Origin of the sequence: Pseudomonas sp. CNPSo 3701 (assembly GCF_028674975.1) — a bacterium.
Lineage (GTDB): Bacteria > Pseudomonadota > Gammaproteobacteria > Pseudomonadales > Pseudomonadaceae > Aquipseudomonas > Aquipseudomonas straminea.
Window position 1 is genome coordinate 1435064 of the sequence record NZ_JAQZSI010000001.1, and the last position, 20633, is coordinate 1455696.

Sequence of the window (20633 nt, forward strand, 5' to 3'; positions counted from 1 at the left end):
TTTGTCGATGGCTATCAGCATGACTCAGGCTGCCGCCCAGCATATCCAGCGCTCCCTTGATGGGCGCGGAAAAGGTGAGGGTATCCGTCTGGGCGTCCGCACTACCGGCTGCTCCGGCCTGGCCTACGTGCTGGAGTTCGTCGACGAAACCGCCAGCGAAGATCAGATCTTCGAGAGCCATGGTGTCAAGGTGATCATCGATCCCAAGAGCCTGGTCTACCTCGACGGCACCGAGCTCGATTTCGTCAAGGAAGGGTTGAACGAAGGCTTCAAGTTCAACAACCCGAACGTGCGTGGCGAGTGCGGCTGCGGCGAAAGCTTCAACGTCTGATGAAGAACGCCGGCCCCTGTCACTTCGCCCTGTTCGAGCTGCAGCCCAGCTTTCGCCTGGATCTCGATCAGCTCGCCGCTCGCTACCGCGAGCTGGCGCGCAACGTGCACCCGGACCGTTTCGCCGATGCCTCCAAGCGTGAGCAGCGCGTGGCGCTCGAGCGCTCGGCGAGCCTCAACGAGGCATACCGCACATTGAAGAGCGATTCGCAGCGTGCGCGTTACCTGCTAGCGATGCGCGGGCCCGAGCTGCCGCTGGAAGTCACCGTGCAGGATCCCGACTTCCTGCTGCAGCAGATGCAGTGGCGTGAAGAGCTCGAAGACCTGCAAGACGAAGCCGATCTGGCTGGCGTGGCGGCTTTCAAGGGGCGCCTCAAAGTCGCTCAGCAGGAACTCAACGAACGCTTCGCCGAAGTTTGGGAGGACGATGCGCGCAGAGAAGAGGCCGAACGCCTGATGCGCCGCATGCAGTTTCTCGACAAGCTTTCCCACGAGGTGCGCCAGCTGGAAGAGCGCCTCGACGATTAACGCTCGCGCGGCTGCCGTGGCCGTGCCTGATACCCAGATAAGCACCGACTACCTATGGCTTTATTGCAGATTGCTGAGCCCGGCCAGAGCCCCCAACCCCACCAGCGTCGCCTGGCGGTAGGGATCGATCTGGGTACCACCAATTCCTTGGTCGCAGCCGTGCGCAGCGGCGTCGGCGAGCCGCTGGCCGATGCCGAGGGTCGCCTGATCCTGCCGTCGGCTGTGCGCTATCACGCCGATCGCGTCGAAGTCGGCGAAGCCGCGCGCGCCCAGGCTTCCAGCGACCCGTACAACAGTATCCTGTCGGTCAAGCGCCTGATGGGGCGTGGCTTGGCCGATGTGAAGCAACTGGGTGAGCAACTGCCTTACCGCTTCGTCGCCGGCGAGTCGCACATGCCGTTCATCGACACCGTGCAGGGCCTGAAAAGCCCCGTCGAAGTGTCCGCCGACATCCTCAAGGTGCTGCGTCAGCGTGCCGAAGCGACCCTGGGTGGCGATCTGGTTGGTGCGGTCATCACCGTGCCCGCTTACTTCGACGACTCCCAGCGCCAGGCCACCAAGGATGCCGCACGTCTGGCCGGCCTGAACGTGCTGCGCCTGCTCAACGAGCCGACTGCCGCCGCCGTGGCCTACGGTCTCGACCAGAAGGCCGAAGGCGTTGTAGCGATCTACGACCTGGGTGGCGGCACCTTCGATATTTCCATCCTGCGCCTGACTGGCGGCGTGTTTGAAGTGCTGGCGACCGGTGGGGACAGCGCCTTGGGCGGCGACGATTTCGATCACGCCATCGCCGGCTGGATCGTCGAGCAGGCGGGCCTCTCCGCCGATATCGAGCCCGGTGTCCAGCGCAGCCTGCTGCAGGCGGCCTGCGCCGCCAAGGAAGCGCTGACCGCTGCCGACAGCGTTGAGGTGAGTTACGGGCAATGGAACGGTGTGTTGACCCGCAGCCATTTCCAGGCGCTGATCGAGCCGATGGTGGCGCGCAGCCTGAAGTCCTGTCGCCGTGCGGTGCGTGATGCCGGTATCGAGGTCGAGGACGTCGGCGCTGTGGTCATGGTCGGTGGTTCGACCCGCGTGCCGCGCGTGCGTGAGGCGGTTGGCGAGCTGTTCGGCCGTCAGCCGCTGACCGATATCGACCCGGATCAGGTGGTCGCCATTGGGGCTGCGATCCAGGCCGATGCCCTGGCCGGCAACCGCCGCGCCGATGGTGAAGAGTTGCTGCTGCTCGACGTCATCCCGTTGTCCCTGGGGCTGGAAACCATGGGTGGGCTGATGGAGAAGGTGATTCCGCGCAACACCACCATCCCGGTGGCGCGCGCCCAGGAATTCACCACCTACAAAGATGGCCAGAGCGCCATGATGATTCATGTGCTGCAAGGCGAGCGTGAGCTGGTTAGCGACTGCCGCTCTCTGGCGCGTTTCGAGCTGCGCGGCATTCCGCCGATGGTGGCGGGAGCTGCGAAGATCCGCGTGACCTTCCAGGTCGATGCCGACGGTCTGCTCAGTGTCAGTGCTCGCGAACTCGCCTCGGGCGTCGAAGCCAGCATCCAGGTCAAGCCGTCCTATGGTCTGACCGATGGCGAGATCGCGCGCATGCTGCAGGATTCCTTCCAGCATGCCGGTGGCGACAAGGCCGCCCGTGTGCTGCGTGAGCAGCAGGTCGATGCCCAGCGTCTGCTCGAAGCGGTCGAAGGTGCGCTGCAGGCCGATGGCGAACGCTTGCTGGATGCCGAAGAGCGCATGGTCATTGAGCTGCAGATGCAGGAGTTGCGAGATTTGTTGACGGGCACCGATGGCCTGGCCATCGAGCAGCAGACCAAGCGTCTGTCGCAGGTGACCGATGCCTTTGCCGCCCGGCGCATGGATTCGACGGTAAAAGCCGCGCTGGCCGGGCGCAGCCTGAATGAGATCGAGGAATAAGCGATGCCCGTGGTAACTTTTTTGCCCCACGAGAAATTCTGCCCCGAAGGGCTGGTGGTCGAGGCGCCCTCAGGTACCTCGATCCTGGAGCTGGCCCACGAGCACCATATCGAGATGGAAAGCGCCTGCGGCGGCGTGTGTGCCTGCACCACCTGTCATTGCATCGTGCGCAAGGGGTTCGACTCGCTGAACGAAGCCGACGAACTCGAAGAGGATTATCTGGACAAGGCCTGGGGGCTGGAAGCGCAGTCGCGCCTGGCCTGCCAGGCGATCGTCGGTGAGCAGGACATTACCGTCGAGATTCCCAAGTACTCGCTCAACCACGCCGCTGAAGCGCCGCACTGATCAGGAAGCCACGACATGAGCCTGAAATGGGTTGATGTGCTCGAAATCGCCATCCAGCTCGCCGACAGCAAACCGGACGTCGATCCCCGTTATGTCAATTTCGTCCAGCTGCACCGCTGGGTTGTCGAGCTGCCGGAGTTTTCCGACGACCCGCAGCGCGGTGGCGAGAAGGTCCTCGAAGCCATTCAGGCTGCCTGGATCGAAGAAGCGCAGTAAGTCAGGGCCGGACGATATCCGGCTCTTTTATGCCGAGCAGATGCCACCTTGGGGCATCGCTCTTATGCTTTTGACTGGAACCCGCGTATAATTCGCGGGTTTAATTTTTGGCTTTAATCCACCGTTTCTGGAGTTTCACATGGCTGTTCAACGTACTTTCTCCATCATCAAGCCGGATGCCGTTGCTAAAAACGTTATCGGCAAGATCACCACTCGCTTCGAAGAAGCCGGCCTGCGCATCGTTGCTTCCAAGCAGCTGCAACTGTCCGAGCGCGAGGCTGCTGGCTTCTACGCCGAGCACAGCGAGCGTGGCTTCTTCAAGGATCTGGTTGCTTTCATGACTTCCGGTCCGGTCATCGTTCAGGTTCTGGAAGGCGAGAATGCCATCGCCAAGAACCGCGAGCTGATGGGCGCTACCAACCCGAAAGAAGCGGCTGCCGGCACCATCCGTGCTGACTTCGCCGTCTCCATCGACGAGAACGCCGTTCACGGTTCCGACTCCGAAGCTTCCGCTGCTCGCGAAATCGCTTACTTCTTCTCCGCTACCGAGATCAACGCCCGCATTCGCTAAGGCGAAGCGTGCGAAGGTGACGTCATGACCGACACGAATGGCAAAATCAACCTGCTGGGCCTGACCCAGCCGGAAATGGAGCAGTTCTTCGAGAGCCTCGGGGAGAAGCGCTTTCGTGCCGGTCAGGTCATGAAGTGGATTCACCACTTCGGCGTCGACGATTTCGCCGCCATGACCAACGTCGGCAAGGCCTTGCGCGAGAAGCTCGAGGCCGCTGCCTACATTCGCGGGCCCGAAGTGGTCAGCGAAGACATTTCTTCCGATGGCACGCGCAAGTGGGTCGTGCGTGTGGCGTCGGGCAGCTGCGTGGAAACCGTGTACATCCCCCAAGGTGGGCGTGGCACCCTGTGCGTTTCCTCGCAAGCCGGCTGTGCCCTGGACTGCAGCTTCTGCTCCACGGGCAAGCAAGGTTTCAACAGCGACCTGACCAGTGCCGAGATCATCGGCCAGGTGTGGATCGCCAATAAATCCTTTGGTAGCGTGCCGGCCAAGATCGACCGCGCCATCACCAACGTGGTGATGATGGGCATGGGCGAGCCGCTGCTGAACTTCGACAACGTCGTCTCCGCCATGAAGATCATGATGGACGACCTGGGCTACGGCATCTCCAAGCGCAAGGTCACCTTGTCGACCTCCGGCGTGGTGCCGATGATCGACAAACTCGCCGAGGTCATCGACGTGTCCCTGGCGTTGTCGCTGCACGCGCCCAATGACGAGCTGCGCAGCCAGCTGGTACCGATCAACAAGAAATACCCGCTGGACATGCTGTTGGCCGCCTGCAAACGCTACATTTCCCGCCTTGGCGAGAAACGTGTGCTGACGGTCGAATACACCCTGCTCAAGGACGTGAACGATAAGCTCGAGCACGCCGAGCAGATGGTCGCTTTGCTGGCCGATGTGCCCTGCAAGATCAACCTGATTCCGTTCAACCCGTTTCCGCATTCCGGCTACGAGCGTCCGAGCAACAATGCCATCCGCCGCTTCCAGGAGCTGCTGCAGAAGGCCGGGCACAACGTCACGGTGCGTACCACCCGTGGCGAAGACATCGATGCGGCCTGCGGGCAACTGGTCGGCCAGGTCATGGACCGCACCCGTCGTAGCGAGCGCTACATTGCCGTGCGCCAGCTGAATGCCGACGCCGAGGCGGCGCGTCCCACCGCCAGCCGTAACTGAGAGGATCTCCATGACCGTGCTGCGTTCCCTGCTGTTCCTGTTCGGCGTCAGTCTGCTCACTGCGTGCGTATCGACCGGTGACGTCGACCCGATGAAAACCTCTGAAGGGCGCAAGAAGGCCTACGATTCGTTCGTGCAGCTGGGCATCGGGTATCTGCAGCAGGGCGAGACGGGGCCGGCCAAGGTGCCGCTGAAGAACGCGCTTGATATCGACCCGTCGGGCTCCGATGCCCACGCGGTGCTGGCCCTGGTGTTCCAGCGTGAAATGGAGCCCAAGCTGGCCGACGAGCACTTTCGCAAGTCGCTGTCCAAGAAGCCCAAGGACGCGCGCCTGCTGAACAATTACGGCGGCTTCCTGTTCGAGCAGAAACGCTACAAGGAAGCCATGGAGCGTTACAGCCTGGCCGCCGAGGACAGCCTCTATCCCGAGCGCGCTCGGGTTTTCGAGAACATGGGCATGACCGCCATGATGCTCAACCAGCGCCAGGAGGCCAAAGGCTATTTCGAGCGCTCGTTGCGTCTCAACAGTCGACAGCCGCGTGCCTTGCTGGAAATGGCCAACTTGTCCTTTGAAGATCGCGAGTACGTGCCGGCGCGCAGCTATTACGAAAGTTTCAGCGCCATTTCCGAGCAGAACGCCCGCAGCCTGCTGCTGGGCGCCCGCCTGGCGACGATCTTCGACGATCGTGACCGCGCTGCCAGCCTCGGCCTGCAGCTGAAACGTCTTTATCCCGGTACGCCGGAATATCAGCAATATCTGTCGGAGCAAAGATGAAAGCGGCCCAACCCGAAGTTGCAGCAGCTCATCGCGTCAATCCTGGAGAAGCCCTGCGTGCAGCGCGCGAGAGCCGGGGCTGGTCGGTGGCCGAAGTCGCCACCCAGCTCAACCTCACCCCGACGCGCCTGAGCCAACTGGAGGCCGGCGAGTTCGAGAAACTGCCGGGTAATACCTTCTCTCGTGGTTACATTCGCGCCTACGCCAAATTACTGGGGCTGGAGCAGGCGCCGCTGGTGGCTGACTTCGACCAGTTCACCGGCAGTAACGCAACCGGCGCCAGCGTGCATGCGTTGGGCCGTATCGAGGAGCCGACTCGTTATTCGCAGAGCATCCTGCGTCTGGTCAGCTTCCTGTTGCTGCTAGGCGTGGGGAGTGCCTGTTTCTACTGGTGGCAGGAACAAGGCTGGCAGCTCGACGACCTGAAGAACGTTGGCCTTGGCCACGTCGAGGTCGAAGGCGCCGACGGCAGCACGCAGATTCATCAGCTCGACGAGCCGGAAGATCAGGCCGTTGCCGAGGCGCAGAGCCAGGGCACCGCACTGCCGCTGCCGGGTGTGCCGACCGAGCAGGCCCAGGAAGAGGCGCCGAGCGAAACACCGCCGGCTACCGCCACCGAGTTGCTGCAGCAGAATCCTCCCGCCCAGCAGCAAGCCGCACCTGCTGAGCAGGCGCCTGCCGAATCCCACGCTGCTGCACCTGCCGCGCCGACTGCTCAGGCACCTGCTGCAACCACGGCTCAGCCGCCAGCCGCTGCTCAGCCGCAAGCGCCGGTCGCTGCCGGTGAAGGTTTGATCAGCCTGAAATTCACCGCTGACTGCTGGATCCAGGTAACCGACGCCAATGGCAAGGTCATCGCCAGCGGTCTGAAACGCGGTGGCGACAGCCTCGATGTTCGTGGCCATGCCCCCATGGAACTGCGTCTGGGCTTTGCCCGTGGCGCCCAGGTGACTTACAACGGCGCTGCCGTCGACGTGACGCCGTATATCTCGAACGAGACCGCACGTATCAAGTTAGGTGGGCAGTAATATGCACGGTGAATCGCCGATCAAACGTCGTCTGTCTCGCAAGATCTGGGTGGGCTCGGTGCCGGTCGGTGGCGATGCCCCGATTGCCGTACAGAGCATGACCAACACCGACACCAACGATGTCGCCGCCACCGTCGAGCAGATCCGTCGCCTCGAAGCGGCCGGTGCCGACATCGTGCGTGTTTCGGTGCCGGACATGGACGCCGCCGAAGCCTTCGGGCGCATCAAGCAGCAGGTTAACCTGCCGTTGGTGGCCGACATTCACTTCGATTACCAGATCGCCCTGCGCGTGGCCGAACTGGGCGTCGATTGTCTGCGTATCAATCCGGGTAACATCGGCCGCGAAGATCGCGTCAAGGCGGTGGTCGAAGCTGCCCGCGACAAGGGCATTCCGATTCGCATCGGCGTCAACGCCGGCTCCCTGGAAAAGGATCTGCAGAAGAAGTACGGCGAGCCGACGCCCGAAGCGCTGGTTGAGTCCGCGCTGCGCCACGTCGAGCACCTCGACCGTTTGAACTTCCCGGACTTCAAGGTCAGCGTGAAGGCCTCCGACGTGTTCATGGCCGTCGAAGCCTATCGCCTGTTGGCCAAGCAGATCGAACAACCCCTGCACTTGGGCATCACCGAAGCCGGCGGCCTGCGCTCCGGTACGGTGAAGTCCTCAGTGGGCCTGGGCATGCTGCTTGCCGAAGGTATCGGCGACACCATCCGCATCTCCCTGGCTGCCGATCCGGTGGAAGAGATCAAGGTCGGTTTCGATATCCTCAAGTCGCTTCGCCTGCGTTCGCGGGGCATCAACTTCATCGCCTGTCCGAGCTGCTCGCGCCAGAACTTCGATGTGGTCAAGACCATGAACGAGCTGGAAACCCGGGTCGAGGACCTGCTGGTGCCGCTGGATGTGGCGGTGATCGGCTGCGTAGTCAACGGCCCAGGCGAAGCCAAGGAAGCGCATATCGGCCTGACCGGTGGTACGCCGAACAATCTGGTGTACATCGACGGCAAGCCGGCTTCCAAACTGACCAATACCAACCTGGTGGATGAGCTGGAAAAGCTGATCCGCGAAAAGGCGGCCGAGAAGGCCGCAGCCGATGCGGCTGTGATCGTGCGCGGCTGATCCGTGCTTAAGGAAAACAAGTGAGCAAGTCCCTGCAAGCCATTCGTGGCATGAACGATATCCTGCCGCAGCAGACCCCGGCCTGGCGCTATCTGGAAAGCACGTTGGCGACCTTGCTGGATAGCTATGGCTATCAGGAAATCCGTCTGCCGATCCTTGAGTTCACCGACCTGTTCGCCCGTGGCATTGGCGAGGGCACCGATGTGGTCGACAAGGAGATGTACACCTTCCTCGACCGCAACAACGAATCCCTGACCCTGCGCCCCGAAGGCACCGCCGGCTGCGTGCGTGCCGTGCTCGAGCATGGCCTGACCGGTGGCGGTCAGGTGCAGAAGCTGTGGTACGCGGGCCCGATGTTCCGCTACGAAAAGCCGCAGAAGGGCCGTTATCGCCAGTTCCACCAGATCGGTGTGGAAGTGTTCAACCTGCCCGGGCCGGACATTGACGCCGAGCTGATCACCCTGACCTGGCGCCTGTGGAAGCAGCTCGGCCTGGCCGATGCGGTGACCCTGCAGCTCAACAGCCTGGGTTCCAGCGAAGCCCGCGGTGTGTATCGCGATGCGCTGGTGGCCTATCTTCGCGAGCGCTTCGATCAGCTCGACGAAGACAGCCAGCGCCGTCTGACTACCAACCCGCTGCGCATCCTCGACAGCAAGAATGCCCAGACCCAGGCGCTGCTGGCCGATGCCCCGACCCTGCACGACTATCTGGACGACGAGTCCCGCGCTCACTTCGAGGGCCTCAAGGCGCGTCTGGATGCCGTCGGCATCAAATACGAAATCAATCCGAAGCTGGTGCGTGGCCTGGATTACTACGGCCGCACCGTATTCGAGTGGGTGACTGACAAACTCGGTTCCCAGGGCACCGTATGTGCCGGTGGCCGCTACGATGGCCTGATCACCCAGTTCGGCGGCAAGCCGACCCCGGGTGTGGGCTTCGCCATGGGCGTAGAGCGCCTGGTGCTGCTGCTTGAAACGCTGGAATGCGTGCCCGCCGAACTGAACCGTCCGGCCGATGCCTTTATCTGCGCGTTCGGCGAAGCGGCCGAGCTGGCAGCCCTGGCCCTGGCCGAAGACATTCGTAACCAGGTTCCGGGGCTGCGTCTGCTGGTCAATGCCGGCGGTGGCAGCTTCAAGAGCCAGTTCAAGAAGGCCGACAAGAGCGGAGCCCTGTATGCTCTGATCCTCGGTGAGGACGAACTGGCCAAGCGCGTGGTAGGTTGCAAACCTTTGCGCGATGACAGCGAACAACAAAGCATTGCCTGGTCGGATCTTGCCGACCATCTGGCATCCTGCACCCAGCAGGCTTGAGCGATTTAGCGATTAAGGAGTATTGGGGTGGCGTTGAACAGCGATGATGATGAACTGGCCGGCCTGAAAGACTGGTGGGATCGTAACGGCAAGCCACTGCTGGCGGGCGGCGCCCTGGCGCTGATCGCGGTATTCGGCTGGCAGGGCTGGCAGAAGTACCAGGCCAACCAGGCCCAGGGCGCATCGGTGATCTATCAGCAACTGCTGGAGTCGGCCATGACCCCGAGCGGTCAGCCAGACGCCGCCAAGGTGGCCTCGCTTGCCGGTGAGCTGAAGAAAGACTTCGGCGGCACCCAGTACGCTCAGTACGGCAGCCTGTTCGTAGCCAAGGTTGCGGTCGAGTCCGGCAAGCTGGACGATGCGGCAGCCGAGCTGCGCAGCGTGGTCGACAAGCCCGCCAACGACACCCTGGGCGAGCTCGCCCGTCAGCGTCTGGCTCGCGTGTTGGCCGCCCAGGACAAGGCCGACGAAGCGCTCAAGCTGCTCGACGGCGACGCCGACCAGGCGTTCGTGGCCAGCCGTGAAGAACTCAAGGGCGACCTGCTGGTGAAACTGGGCCGTACCGACGACGCCCATGTCGCCTATGTGAAAGCCAAGGGTGCGCTGGCCGAAGAAGCTGCCGTCGGTGGTCTGCAGATGAAGATCGACGACCTGGCCAAAGGGGATGCATGACGTGATGCGTTGGAAGAATGCCGCAATGCTGGCCCTGGCCGTTCTGGCCGTAGGTTGCAGCAGCAACAGCAAGAAAGAACTGCCGCCTGCCGAGCTTCCCAAGTTCACCGAGGAAGTGAAGCTGCAGAAAGAGTGGAGCCGCTCGATCGGTGATGGTCAGGGCGACATCTACAACATGCTCGAGCCGGTAGTCGATGGCGAGCAGATCTTCGCCGCCGACGTCGAAGGCCTGGTCGTGGCCATGGACCGCATGACCGGCAAGGTCGCCTGGAAGAAGAAGCTGGAAGTTCCGGTTTCCGGCGCCGTGGCGGCTAGCTATGGCATGGTCGTGGTCGGCACCCTCAAGGGTGAGGTGATCGCCCTGGATTCGTCCAACGGTGAAGAGAAATGGCGCGCCCGTGTGCCGAGCGAAGTGCTCTCTGCCCCGGCCATCAGCAGCGACACCGTGCTGGTGCAGACCCAGGACGACACCCTGGTTGCGCTGGACGCCTACAGCGGCCAGCAGCGCTGGATCTTCGAGAATACCCCGGCGGTACTGACCCTACGCGGCACCGGCAGCCCGCTGCTGACCAACCAGTTGGCCATCGCCGGCCTGTCCAGCGGCAAGGTGATTGCTCTGGATGCGCAGCGCGGCATCCCGGTATGGGAACAGCGTGTGGCCATCCCGCAAGGTCGCTCCGAGCTCGACCGTATCGTCGATATCGACGGCGGCTTGCTGCTTTCCGGCGGCCAGTTGTACGTGGTCAGCTACCAGGGCCGCGTTGCGGCGCTGGATCTGCAGAGCGGCCGGGTGATCTGGCAGCGCGAAGCCTCCAGCTCCATGGGCGTGGCCCAGGGCTTCGGTAACGTCTACGTGACCTTGGCCAACGGCACCGTGGAAAGCATCGACGAGCGCTCCGCCTCGGCGCTGTGGACCAACGATGCTCTGGCACGTCGCCAGCTGTCCTCGCCGGCGGTGTTCTCCAGCTACGTCGCGTTCGGTGATTTCGAAGGCTACCTGCACCTGGTCAGCCAGGTAGACGGTCGCTTCGTCGGCCGTACCCGTATCGACAGCGACGGCCTGCGTGCCCGTCCGCTGGTGGTAGGCGACTGGCTGTATGCCTTCGGCAACGGCGGCAAACTGGTGGCCCTGACCATCAAGTGAGCCCCGGCTCTGTTCGCCCGATAGCATCGGGCGAGCGGGGCAGATAGTGCGAGATTTGCGGCCGCTGCCTGTGCAGCGGCTTTTGTATTTTTTGAAATAACGAAGTGGAGAGCCGAATGGTTCCCGTAATTGCCCTGGTGGGCCGGCCGAACGTCGGCAAATCCACCTTGTTCAACCGCCTGACCCGCACCCGCGACGCGATCGTCGGGGACCTTTCGGGTCTGACCCGCGACCGCCAGTACGGCGAGGCCAAGTGGCAGGGGCGCACCTACATCGTGATCGACACTGGCGGTATCTCCGGTGACGAGGAAGGCATCGACGCCAAGATGGCCGAGCAGTCCCTGCAGGCCATCGAGGAAGCCGACGCCGTGCTTTTCCTGGTCGATGCCCGTGCCGGATTGTCTGCCTCCGACCAGATGATTGGCGAGCACCTGCGCAAGCGCAACAAGCGCAGCTTCCTGGTGGTCAACAAGGTCGATAACCTCGACCCGGACCTGGCCCGCGCCGAGTTCTCGCCGCTGGGCATGGGCGAAGCCCTGCCGATCGCCGGTGCCCACGGCCGTGGCATCACCCAGATGCTCGAAGCGGCCCTGGGCAGTTTCCCCAAGGATGCCGGTGAGCCGGAAGAAGGCGAGGAGGCCGAAGAGGTCGCCGAGGGCGAGGAAGCCAAACGGATTCCCGGCCCGAGCGAGAAGGACGGCATCAAGCTGGCCATCATCGGCCGCCCCAACGTCGGCAAGTCGACCCTGGTCAACCGTATTCTCGGCGAAGATCGGGTCATCGTCTACGACCAGGCTGGCACCACCCGCGACAGCATCTACATCCCGTTCGAGCGTGACGACGAGAAGTACACGCTGATCGACACCGCCGGCGTGCGTCGCCGCGGCAAGATCTTCGAGGCGGTGGAAAAGTTCTCGGTAGTCAAGACGCTGCAGGCCATTCAGGATTCCAACGTGGTGGTGTTCGTCATGGACGCCCGCGAAGGGGTGGTCGACCACGACCTCAACCTGCTCGGCTTCGTGCTCGAGAGTGGCCGTGCGCTGGTCATCGCGCTCAACAAGTGGGATGGCATGGCGCCCAGCGAGCGCGATTACGTGAAGACCGAACTGCAGCGCCGGCTGTTCTTCGTCGACTTCGCCGATATCCACTTCATTTCCGCCTTGCACGGCACTGGCGTTGGCCATCTGTACAAGTCGGTGCAGGCCTCGTTCAAGTCGGCGATCACTCGCTGGCCGACCAGCCGCCTGACGCAGATTCTCGAAGACGCCGTGCAGGAACACCAGCCGCCGCTGGTCAACGGTCGCCGCATCAAGCTGCGTTACGCCCACCTCGGTGGCGCCAACCCGCCGCTGATCGTGATCCACGGTAACCAGGTCGACGCCGTCCCGCGCGCCTATTCCCGCTACCTGGAGAACACCTACCGTCGCGTGCTCAAGCTGGTCGGTACGCCGATCCGCATCGAGTACAAGGGCGGCGAGAACCCCTATGAAGGCAACAAGAACACCCTGACCGATCGCCAGGTGAACAAGAAGCGTCGCCTGATGAGTCACCACAAGAAGGCCGAGAAGAAGCGCAAGGACAAGCGCTGATTCATAGCCTGCAAAAAACAACAGGGGTAGCTCTCGAAAGGAGCTACCCCTGTTTCGTTTCAGCCTCCGGAAAGCAGCGACCCATTGAGGGGCGCCGCCTTGTTGCTGGGTCAGAACCGCGTGCGCAGGGTGACTGACATGCTGCGCGGGTCGCCATAGATGGCGCCGGCATAGAAGCCATAGCGGGTGTAGTAGGTCTTGTCGAACAGGTTGTTGATGTTCAGCGTTACGTCGGTGTCATCGTTGATGTCGTACTTGGCCATGGCGTTCCAGATTGCGTAGCCGGACCAGTTGACCTCGGTGGCGCTGCGGCTCTGGCCATTGGTTGGAATGCCGGCCGGGCTGGACAATGCGCGGATATTGCTTTGCGCACTGACCCCGGTGCCCAGGGTTACGCGATCCAGCATGCCGCTCAGGCGGTAGGTGGTCGAGGCCTTGAACAGGTGCGACGGGTCGCTGCGGCCATCGCTGTCCAGGCGGCGGAAGTGCAGGTAGGTGTAGCCGCCGTAGACGTTCCAGTTTTCGGTCAGTGCACCGGCCACCTCGATATCGATACCGTCGGTTTCGGTGCCGCTGCCCGACACGTAAGCCTGGGCGCCGGATGGCGTCAGGCTGCCGGGATCGGTGACCGCCTTGTTCTCCTGCTTGGTGCGGAAGTAGGCGACCTGGGCGTTCAGGCTGCCGTCGAACCACTCACCCTTGATGCCGGTTTCGTAGCTCTGACCGATGATGGGTTCCACTCGGCTGCCGCCGGTGGTTTCCTCTGTCTGAGGGGTGAACAGATCGGTGTAACTGGCGTACAGCGAGTAGGTGTCGTTGAGGTCGTAGACCACGCCCGCGTAGGGCGTGACGATGCCTGACTCGGTCTGGCTGGTCTTGACGCCCGCGGCGGTTGCGCTCTTGGTGTGGTAGTCGCTGACCCGCGCGCCGAGGATGACCGACAGCGGGTCGGTGATGCTCAGGCGCGTGGCCGCGTACAGGCCCTGCAGGCGGGTGACGCTCTTGCCGTGGCGGCCGGTCTTGCTGGCCGTCATATACAGGTCGTCATCCACGCCGTTGTGCCAGTTGGTGATCGGCAGGCCGTTGTTGCTGCGGAACTGGCAGCCCACCACCGGGACAGTCTGGCGGCTTGCGCTGGACATGATGCAGCTGTATTCAGGCGTCCAGCCCACGGTACGGCTGTCGCTGTAGCCGAACATGGCCTGGTGGCTGCGGCCGAACAGCTCGAAGGCGCCGCTCAGGTCGAACTGCACGGATTGCTGGGTGGTGTCGCTGGAGCTGTGCAGGCCGTTGAGGATCATGCCGCTGCCATCGCGCTCCGGGTAACCGGTGTAGAGACCACGACTGAACTGGTTGACCTTGCCCAGACCGTAATGGTTGAGCGCCTCGGTGACGCTTTGCGCGGCCTTCACGTCCAGCGTCCAGTCTTCGTTGAAACGGTGGCTGAGGGAGCCGAAGGTGGTGCGCGTTTCGTTTTCGCCGTGGCTCCAGCTCGGCACCAGGTTGGTACTGCGCGACCACTTGGTCTTGCTGCCGTCGGCGTACCAGATCGGGATGTTGGCGCCCCAGCCACCACCGACCGTCTTGTCGTATTCGTATTGATAGCCGGCGCCCAGGGTGGTGGCGTCGGTGAGATCAAACTCGAAGTTGGCCAGGGCAGCGCGTGAGCGCTCGGACTGATGGTCGCGGAAGGAGTTGGCGTCTTCCTGAGTGATCACGAAGCGCGAGCGCAGGCGGCCGCCTTCACTGAGCGGCAGGTTGAGGTCGGCGCCCAGGCGCGTGCGGTCCCAGCTGCCATAGGTCATGTAGGCGCTGCCGCCGAAGTCCTTGCGCGGGGCCTTGCGGATCAGGTTGACGGTCGCGGACGGGTCGCCAGTGCCGCCGAGCAGGCCGTTGGCGCCACGTACGATATCAATGCGCTCGTACATGTCCATGTTCAGCGAGTTGCCGGCGCCGCTGAAGCCCGAATCGCCCTGATACTGCAGGCCGTCGACCTTCCAGTTGGTAACCTTGTAACCGCGGGCGCGGAAGTCGGTGCGGCCGCCCACTTCGTACTTGCTGGCCGTCACGCCCGGAGTGACTTCCAAGGCCTGCTCGACGTTGGTGATGCCACGGTCGGTCATCTGCTGGTTGGTGATGGTGGTGACGCTCTGCGGCGTCTGTCGCGGCGTCAGCGCCATACCCGTGGAGCTGGTGGTGCCGCGCACCGTGTAGCCCAGCTGTTCGGTGACGTCGTCGATGGCGTTGTCTTCGATACTGATTGCGCCCAGCTCAAGGGCGCCCCCGGATGCGGGCTCTTCAGCGTAGCCGAGCGGGCTGCACAGCAGGCTGCTCAGGCTGACGGCAACCGCCAGCAGGCTGTGTAGCGACGGAAAACGGGCGAGAGTACGACGATGAGAAATGGCGTTCATGATGGCTCGTATTGGTTGGCATTCATTCTCATATGCATGAGATTTTTGTTACGATTCTAAATACAGCGCAGGCTGGCTAATTTCTCGATTTGTACGGGCGTGTAATGGAATGTAATCAGGGGCGCGCACTGCTCTCGCACGGGGCGCAGGCAACGCAGGAAACCGTGTTGGTGGTGGACGATGACGACGAGATTCGCGAGCTGCTCTGCGAGTACCTGAGCGACTCGGGTTACCACGTGCTGGCGGCTGCCGACGGTCGACAGATGTGGCCGCTGCTCGAACAACACAGTGTGCAGTTGCTGATTCTCGACCTGATGCTGCCGGGCGAGGACGGCCTCAGCCTGTGCCGCCGTGTGCAGGCGCAAGGTGGCCCGGCGGTGATCATGCTGTCGGCCCGGGGCTCGGCGCTGGATCGCGTGGTTGGTCTGGAAGTGGGCGCCGACGATTACCTGGGCAAACCCTTCGAGCCACGCGAGCTGCTGGCGCGGGCCAAGTCGGTGCTGCGCCGTTCGGCTGCCGTGCCATCGCGTCCGGAACCGGTGAGCCCGTTCGAGGCGCCGGTGTTCTTTGCCGGCTACCGGCTCGATCCGGTCAAACGCACACTGAGCCAGCCCGACGGCTCTGCGGTGCTATTGCCACGTTCCGATTGCCGCGTGTTGAGCGAGCTGCTGGCCGCGCAAAACCGTGTGCTGAGCCGCGATCACTTGACCCGTTGTGCCTTCTCCCGGCCCCATCTGCCCGATGACCGCTCGGTAGACATGTGCATCAGCCGCTTGCGCCAATGTTTCAAGGGCAGCGCCGAGCGGGTGCAGATCCTCACCATTCGCAACGAGGGTTATCTGCTCAGCGTCACCGCCAATGATTCGGTGAGTTGAGGTGCCCGCGTTTGCCGCTGCCTGGCTCAAACGCCTCTGGCCACAAACCCTGTTTGCCCAACTGCTATTGATCATGGTCTGCGGCGTACTGGCCATTCAGCTGTTGTCGAGCAGCATCTGGTTCGACGTGCGTTTCGCCCAGGCGCTGGAAGCGCCGGTGCGTTTGGCTGCCAGCCGGACCGCCACTCTGGTCGCCCAAGGCTGTGACGCCGTGGAGACGCAGACCATGCCAACCGGTTACCAACTGAACTGCATGGATCAACAGCCCCATGTCGAGGCCGCGGACAAGCGCGGCCTCAGGCGCATCGAGCCGCTGCTGCGCCAGGCGATGGCCCACGAACTGGGCCATGAGCCAACTGTGCACTTGCTGGAAGCACGGCTGACCGATACCCAGGGCCAGCCTCTGGTCTGGCGCAGCCTGTTCGGTCTGGATACCGCTCAAGCCCATCTCCGCTTTGCTGTCGCCCAGCCCGATGGACGTTGGCTGCAGGTGGACGGCCACGAGCAGCAGGGCTGGAGCGGCGAGTCGGCCTGGGCATTGATTGCCGATTACGTGCTGCGCGTCTACGTGCTGCGCATCCTCGCAGTACTCGGTATCTGCTGGTTGGCGGTGCGCCTGTGCCTGCGCCCGCTGCAGCGCCTCGGCGAGGCGGCCCGCGGCCTGGGCGACAACCTCGAACGGCCGCCGCTGCCGCTCAACGGACCGTTGGAGGTACGCGAGGCAGCCCAGGCCTTTAACGTCATGCAGCAGCGGCTGATCGCCATGCTGCGCGAGCAGGCGCATTTTCTCGCCGCGGTGTCCCACGACCTGCGCACGCCGCTGACGCGTATGCGTCTGCGCATCGAGCGCCTGACCGATGATGAGCAGCGCGAGCGCCTGAAAAACAGCATCAATCAGATGGACGCCATGATCGCCCAGGTACTCGACTTTCAGCGCGCCACCGAGCCTGGCGTGGCGGAGCCCGTGGATGTCATGCAACTGGTCACGGCACTATGTGACGAGCTTGCCAGCTCCGACGAACCTTTGCCCGTCAGCGGCAGTGCAGCGCCGATACCTGGCAACCCGCTGTTGCTGCAGCGTTGCCTGCAGAACCTGCTGGAGAATGCCCTGCGTTATGCCCGTGCGGTCGAGGTGGTGGTGATTGAGAAAGAGCAGGGCGTCGCCATTCGCATCCAGGATCGCGGGCCAGGCATCGAACCGGCGCTGCTGGAGCGCATCACCGAGCCCTTCGTACGGGGGGAAGCCTCGCGCAATGTGCGCTCCGGCGGCTATGGCCTCGGTCTGAGCATCGCCAGCCGTATCGCCCTGGCCCACGGTGGTACGCTCAGTCTGGAAAATCGCGCTGGAGTCGGCCTGGCTGTCGAGCTGTGGTTGCCAGCCAGCAATGGGTGAAAAGCTTCGGGCACTCCGCGGCGTTTTAGTCGACTAACTCAGAACCCTAATCGCCACAAGCAAGGAGTTCATGATGAAAGTACTGATGGTGCTGACTTCCCACGACCAGCTCGGCAACACTGGCGCGAAAACCGGCTTTTGGCTCGAGGAGTTTGCTGCTCCTTATTACGTGTTCAAGGATGCCGGTGCCACGATCACCCTGGCTTCGCCAGCCGGTGGCCAGCCGCCGCTGGACCCGAAGAGTGACGCGCCCGACGCGCAGACCGACGCCACCCGCCGCTTCAAGGCCGATGTCGAGGCGCAGCGTCAGCTGGCCAGCACCGTGAAACTCGCCTCGGTGAACCAGCAGGATTTCGACACCGTGTTCTATCCGGGCGGCCACGGTCCGCTGTGGGATCTGGCCGAGTCCCGCGAATCCATCGCCCTGATCGAGTCCTTCGAGCGCGCCGGCAAGCCCATCGGTTTCGTCTGTCACGCGCCGGGCGCACTGCGCCACGTCAAGGCGGCCGATGGCAGCCCGCTGATCAAGGGCCGTCGGGTCACCGGCTTCAGCAACAGCGAAGAAGCCGGCGTGCAGCTGACCGACGTGGTGCCGTTTCTTATCGAAGATGAGTTCCAGAAGCTCGGCGGCCAGTATGAAAAAGGCGAGGACTGGAGCTCGTTCGTGATCGAGGACGGCAAGCTGGTCACCGGCCAGAACCCGGCCAGCTCGGAGGCTGCTGCCGAAGCGCTGCTGGCAAAGCTCAAGTAAGTCTCGGCCCGCTACGGCGCCACTTCCTGTCGCCGTAGTCAGGGCACTTGAAGCGGTCCTGATGAAAGGGGATGAAGGTGATTATTTAATGCAATTGTGAGCGAATCGCAGTTGGATTATGATCGCGACCCCTCCCATCTGGACCGTCTTTTCATGCGCTGGAGTCGTGCTTCAATCTGCCTTTTGTCCCTGTGTTCCGTCGGCGTTCATGCCGCTTCGCTGACAGTGCCGGAAGATGGCACGCTGGAGTTGCCCGACTCCGTCGTGACTGGCAGTGCAGAGAGTGCAACTGGCCCTGTACAAGGCTATGCGGCGACTCGCTCGGCCAGCGCCACGCGCACCGATACCGCCCTGCATGAAACGCCCCAGTCGGTCAGCGTGGTGCCGCGCGACGTGATCGACGACATCTCCGCCACCCGCCTACAGCAGGCGCTGGACCAGGCCGGCGGTGTTGGCCGCGCCAACAACTTCGGTGGCCAGGGCCTGACCAACTTCACGGTGCGGGGTTTCACCTCTTCCGAGTTCTACCGCAACGGTTTCCCGATCAACCGCGGCTACCCCAATTCGCCGGATGCCAACACTCTGGAGCGTGTGGAAGTGCTGCGCGGTCCATCTGCGACCCTGTATGGCCGTGGCGACCCCGGCGGCACCTTCAACGTGGTCACCAAACAACCGCTCGACGAGCAGCGCACCACCATCGGCAGCCAGTTCACCGATCAGGGCCTGCGCCGTGGCACCCTGGACACCAGTGGCCCGCTGGACGAAGAAGGCCGCCTGGCCTATCGCCTGAACGTGGTGGGCGAGGGCGGCGACAGCTTTCGTGATGATGTGCAGAGCGAGCGCTACGGCATCGCCCCGGTGCTCAGCTGGCAGGTGTCGGATACCACGCGCATCACCTTCGAAGGCGATTTCATGCGCAACAACCACCCACTCGACCGTGGCCTGACGCACTTCCCCGGCCAGCGCGGCACGCCCAGCCATTCCACCTATTACTGGGGCAAGGGCAGCGACAACATGCTGCATAACGACAACGATATGGTGCAGCTGCGTTTTGAGCATCAGCTCAATGACGACTGGTCCCTGGCCGGCGGTTATCAGTACCTGGACGGCTCCCTCAAGGGCAACGCGGTCGAGGGCAATGGCATCGCCGCCGATGGTGTGACCCTGGGCCGTAACTTCAACTACCGCAAGCTGGAATGGACCGACCACAACTACCAGCTGAACCTGACCGGTCACTTCGAGACAGCAGGTTTTGCCCATACGCTGATCACCGGCGTGGAGTATGAGGATTACGATTACCGCTCGATCATCAGTCGCTCGCCGGGTGGCGTTAACGACTACCCGGTGAATATCTTCGATCCGGTACTCAACCAGCCACGGCCTGCACTGACGCGCACGCCAACCCACGACCATGAAACCCTGAAGACCTGGGCTGCCTTCGTGCAGGACCAGGTCGCGCTGACCGAGCGTTTCAAAGTGCTGGGAGGTGTGCGCCTGGAGCGTTTCGAGCATAAATACGATGACCTGCGCCCGGTCAATGCCGACTGGAGCAAGGCCGACAACGCCGTGACCCCGCGTGTCGGCGCCATCTATGACCTGACCGACAGCGTTGCCGTCTATGCCAACGCCTCCAAATCCTTCAAGCCCAACTCCGGCGCCGCACGCCTGGGTGGCGGTTTTGACCCGGAAGAGGGCAAGGCCTATGAACTCGGCATGAAGTGGGCAGCGCTGGACGGTCTGCTGAATATCGACGCGGCGGTTTTCCATACCATCAAGGAAAACGTGCAGACCCTTGATCCGGTCGATCCCAGCTTCCGTATTGCCGCCGGTGAAGTGCGTAGCCGTGGTTTCGAGGTCAACGTGGCAGGCGAGTTGACGCCCGAGTGGCGCGTGATCGGTGGCTACGCCTACGTGGATGCCGAAGTCACAGAGGACAGCACGCTGCCCAAAGGCACGCGCCTCGCCAATATCCCCCGCAACGCCTTCAATCTGCTCAACGTCTACGAGTTCCAGGATGGCGTCTGGCGCGGTCTGGGCCTGGGCATCAACATCAAATACGTGGGCGAGCGTGCCGGGCAGACGGCCGTACCGACCTTCACCATGGACGACTACACCGTCACCGACCTGCTGAGCTTCTACAAGGTCAACGAGCAGCTGCGGCTGAATCTGGATGTGCGCAACGTGTTCAACAAGGGCTACGAAGAAAGCTCGTGGAACAACTACGCCTACCCGGGCGAGCCACGCACCGTGCAGACCGGCTTTACCTACACCTTCTGATAACCCGTGGCGCTCAGAACCTATTCATGATCGTCCAGACCTGATTCTTCGATTTTGGTAGATAAGCGGCGGGAGCGGACATAGATCGCTGCTGCTTTTGTAGGAGTGGCTTTAGCCGCGAGCTCTTTGTCGGCCTTGATAAAAAGCTCGGGGCTGAAGCCCCCTCCTACGAGATCGCTGTATGTCCGCCTTGCAGTTGCAGCTTTAGCGC

General features: G+C 62.9%; 19 protein-coding genes. 18 read left to right on the plus strand and 1 reads right to left on the minus strand.

The window, feature by feature from the left end; all coding sequences use genetic code 11:
* The first annotated feature begins 7 nt into the window (after positions 1-7).
* From iscA to der, 14 genes are all read left to right on the plus strand, one after another.
* Complete coding sequence (gene iscA / locus PVA39_RS06555) at positions 8-331, plus strand: iron-sulfur cluster assembly protein IscA (RefSeq protein ID WP_274123341.1); 324 nt, start codon at positions 8-10, stop codon at positions 329-331.
* Positions 331-858: a co-chaperone HscB gene (gene hscB / locus PVA39_RS06560; protein WP_274123342.1), complete on the plus strand. Its 528-nt coding sequence runs from the start codon at positions 331-333 to the stop codon at positions 856-858. Before iscA ends, hscB begins: the two co-directional genes overlap by 1 nt.
* Before the next feature lie 54 nt (positions 859-912).
* Positions 913-2778: a Fe-S protein assembly chaperone HscA gene (hscA, locus tag PVA39_RS06565; protein ID WP_274123344.1), complete on the plus strand. Its 1866-nt coding sequence runs from the start codon at positions 913-915 to the stop codon at positions 2776-2778.
* A 3-nt stretch (positions 2779-2781) separates the two neighbouring features.
* Positions 2782-3123, plus strand: coding sequence for an ISC system 2Fe-2S type ferredoxin (gene fdx, locus PVA39_RS06570; protein ID WP_070887881.1), 342 nt, complete (start codon positions 2782-2784; stop codon positions 3121-3123).
* Positions 3124-3138: 15 nt separating this feature from the next.
* The gene (gene iscX, locus PVA39_RS06575; protein WP_013792386.1) at positions 3139-3339 is read left to right on the plus strand and encodes a Fe-S cluster assembly protein IscX; all 201 of its coding nucleotides are present in this window, start codon (positions 3139-3141) and stop codon (positions 3337-3339) included.
* A gap of 139 nt (positions 3340-3478) precedes the next feature.
* Positions 3479-3910 (plus strand): nucleoside-diphosphate kinase, encoded by a 432-nt coding sequence (ndk, locus tag PVA39_RS06580; protein ID WP_013792385.1) that lies wholly within the window; start codon positions 3479-3481, stop codon positions 3908-3910.
* A gap of 24 nt (positions 3911-3934) precedes the next feature.
* A complete protein-coding gene (gene rlmN, locus PVA39_RS06585) occupies positions 3935-5083 on the plus strand; it encodes a 23S rRNA (adenine(2503)-C(2))-methyltransferase RlmN (protein ID WP_013792384.1) in 1149 nt (382 codons plus the stop codon).
* Between the two features lie 10 nt (positions 5084-5093).
* Positions 5094-5858: a type IV pilus biogenesis/stability protein PilW gene (gene pilW, locus PVA39_RS06590; protein WP_274123345.1), complete on the plus strand. Its 765-nt coding sequence runs from the start codon at positions 5094-5096 to the stop codon at positions 5856-5858.
* Complete coding sequence (locus PVA39_RS06595) at positions 5855-6886, plus strand: RodZ domain-containing protein (protein WP_274123347.1); 1032 nt, start codon at positions 5855-5857, stop codon at positions 6884-6886. Before pilW ends, PVA39_RS06595 begins: the two co-directional genes overlap by 4 nt.
* 1 nt (position 6887) lies before the next feature.
* Positions 6888-8000 (plus strand): flavodoxin-dependent (E)-4-hydroxy-3-methylbut-2-enyl-diphosphate synthase, encoded by a 1113-nt coding sequence (gene ispG, locus PVA39_RS06600; RefSeq protein ID WP_013792381.1) that lies wholly within the window; start codon positions 6888-6890, stop codon positions 7998-8000.
* A gap of 20 nt (positions 8001-8020) precedes the next feature.
* Positions 8021-9310 (plus strand): histidine--tRNA ligase, encoded by a 1290-nt coding sequence (gene hisS / locus PVA39_RS06605; protein ID WP_274123349.1) that lies wholly within the window; start codon positions 8021-8023, stop codon positions 9308-9310.
* 33 nt (positions 9311-9343) lie between these two features.
* The gene (locus PVA39_RS06610) at positions 9344-9982 is read left to right on the plus strand and encodes a tetratricopeptide repeat protein (RefSeq protein WP_093504254.1); all 639 of its coding nucleotides are present in this window, start codon (positions 9344-9346) and stop codon (positions 9980-9982) included.
* On the plus strand, positions 9975-11126 hold the full coding sequence (bamB, locus tag PVA39_RS06615; protein WP_093503598.1) for an outer membrane protein assembly factor BamB: 1152 nt from the start codon (positions 9975-9977) through the stop codon (positions 11124-11126). Before PVA39_RS06610 ends, bamB begins: the two co-directional genes overlap by 8 nt.
* A 116-nt stretch (positions 11127-11242) precedes the next feature.
* Positions 11243-12715, plus strand: coding sequence for a ribosome biogenesis GTPase Der (gene der, locus PVA39_RS06620; RefSeq protein WP_274123350.1), 1473 nt, complete (start codon positions 11243-11245; stop codon positions 12713-12715).
* A 110-nt stretch (positions 12716-12825) separates the two neighbouring features.
* Here der and PVA39_RS06625 read toward each other — a convergent pair whose 3' ends face one another.
* Positions 12826-15126: a TonB-dependent siderophore receptor gene (locus tag PVA39_RS06625; protein ID WP_274123352.1), complete on the minus strand. Its 2301-nt coding sequence runs from the start codon at positions 15124-15126 to the stop codon at positions 12826-12828.
* 104 nt (positions 15127-15230) lie between these two features.
* Here PVA39_RS06625 and PVA39_RS06630 point away from each other — a divergent pair, with 104 nt between their 5' ends.
* The 4 genes from PVA39_RS06630 to PVA39_RS06645 all read left to right on the plus strand — a co-directional run bounded on the left by PVA39_RS06630 (position 15231) and on the right by PVA39_RS06645 (position 20422).
* Positions 15231-16001, plus strand: a complete 771-nt coding sequence (locus PVA39_RS06630; protein ID WP_274123353.1) for a response regulator — start codon at positions 15231-15233, stop codon at positions 15999-16001.
* Positions 16002-16074: 73 nt separating this feature from the next.
* Positions 16075-17394, plus strand: coding sequence for an ATP-binding protein (locus tag PVA39_RS06635; protein ID WP_274123443.1), 1320 nt, complete (start codon positions 16075-16077; stop codon positions 17392-17394).
* 73 nt (positions 17395-17467) lie between these two features.
* Complete coding sequence (locus tag PVA39_RS06640) at positions 17468-18145, plus strand: type 1 glutamine amidotransferase domain-containing protein (RefSeq protein WP_274123354.1); 678 nt, start codon at positions 17468-17470, stop codon at positions 18143-18145.
* A 153-nt stretch (positions 18146-18298) separates the two neighbouring features.
* Positions 18299-20422 carry a TonB-dependent siderophore receptor gene (locus PVA39_RS06645; RefSeq protein WP_274123355.1) on the plus strand — a complete coding sequence of 708 codons (2124 nt, stop codon included), beginning with the start codon at positions 18299-18301 and terminating at the stop codon, positions 20420-20422.
* Positions 20423-20633: the final 211 nt, after the last annotated feature.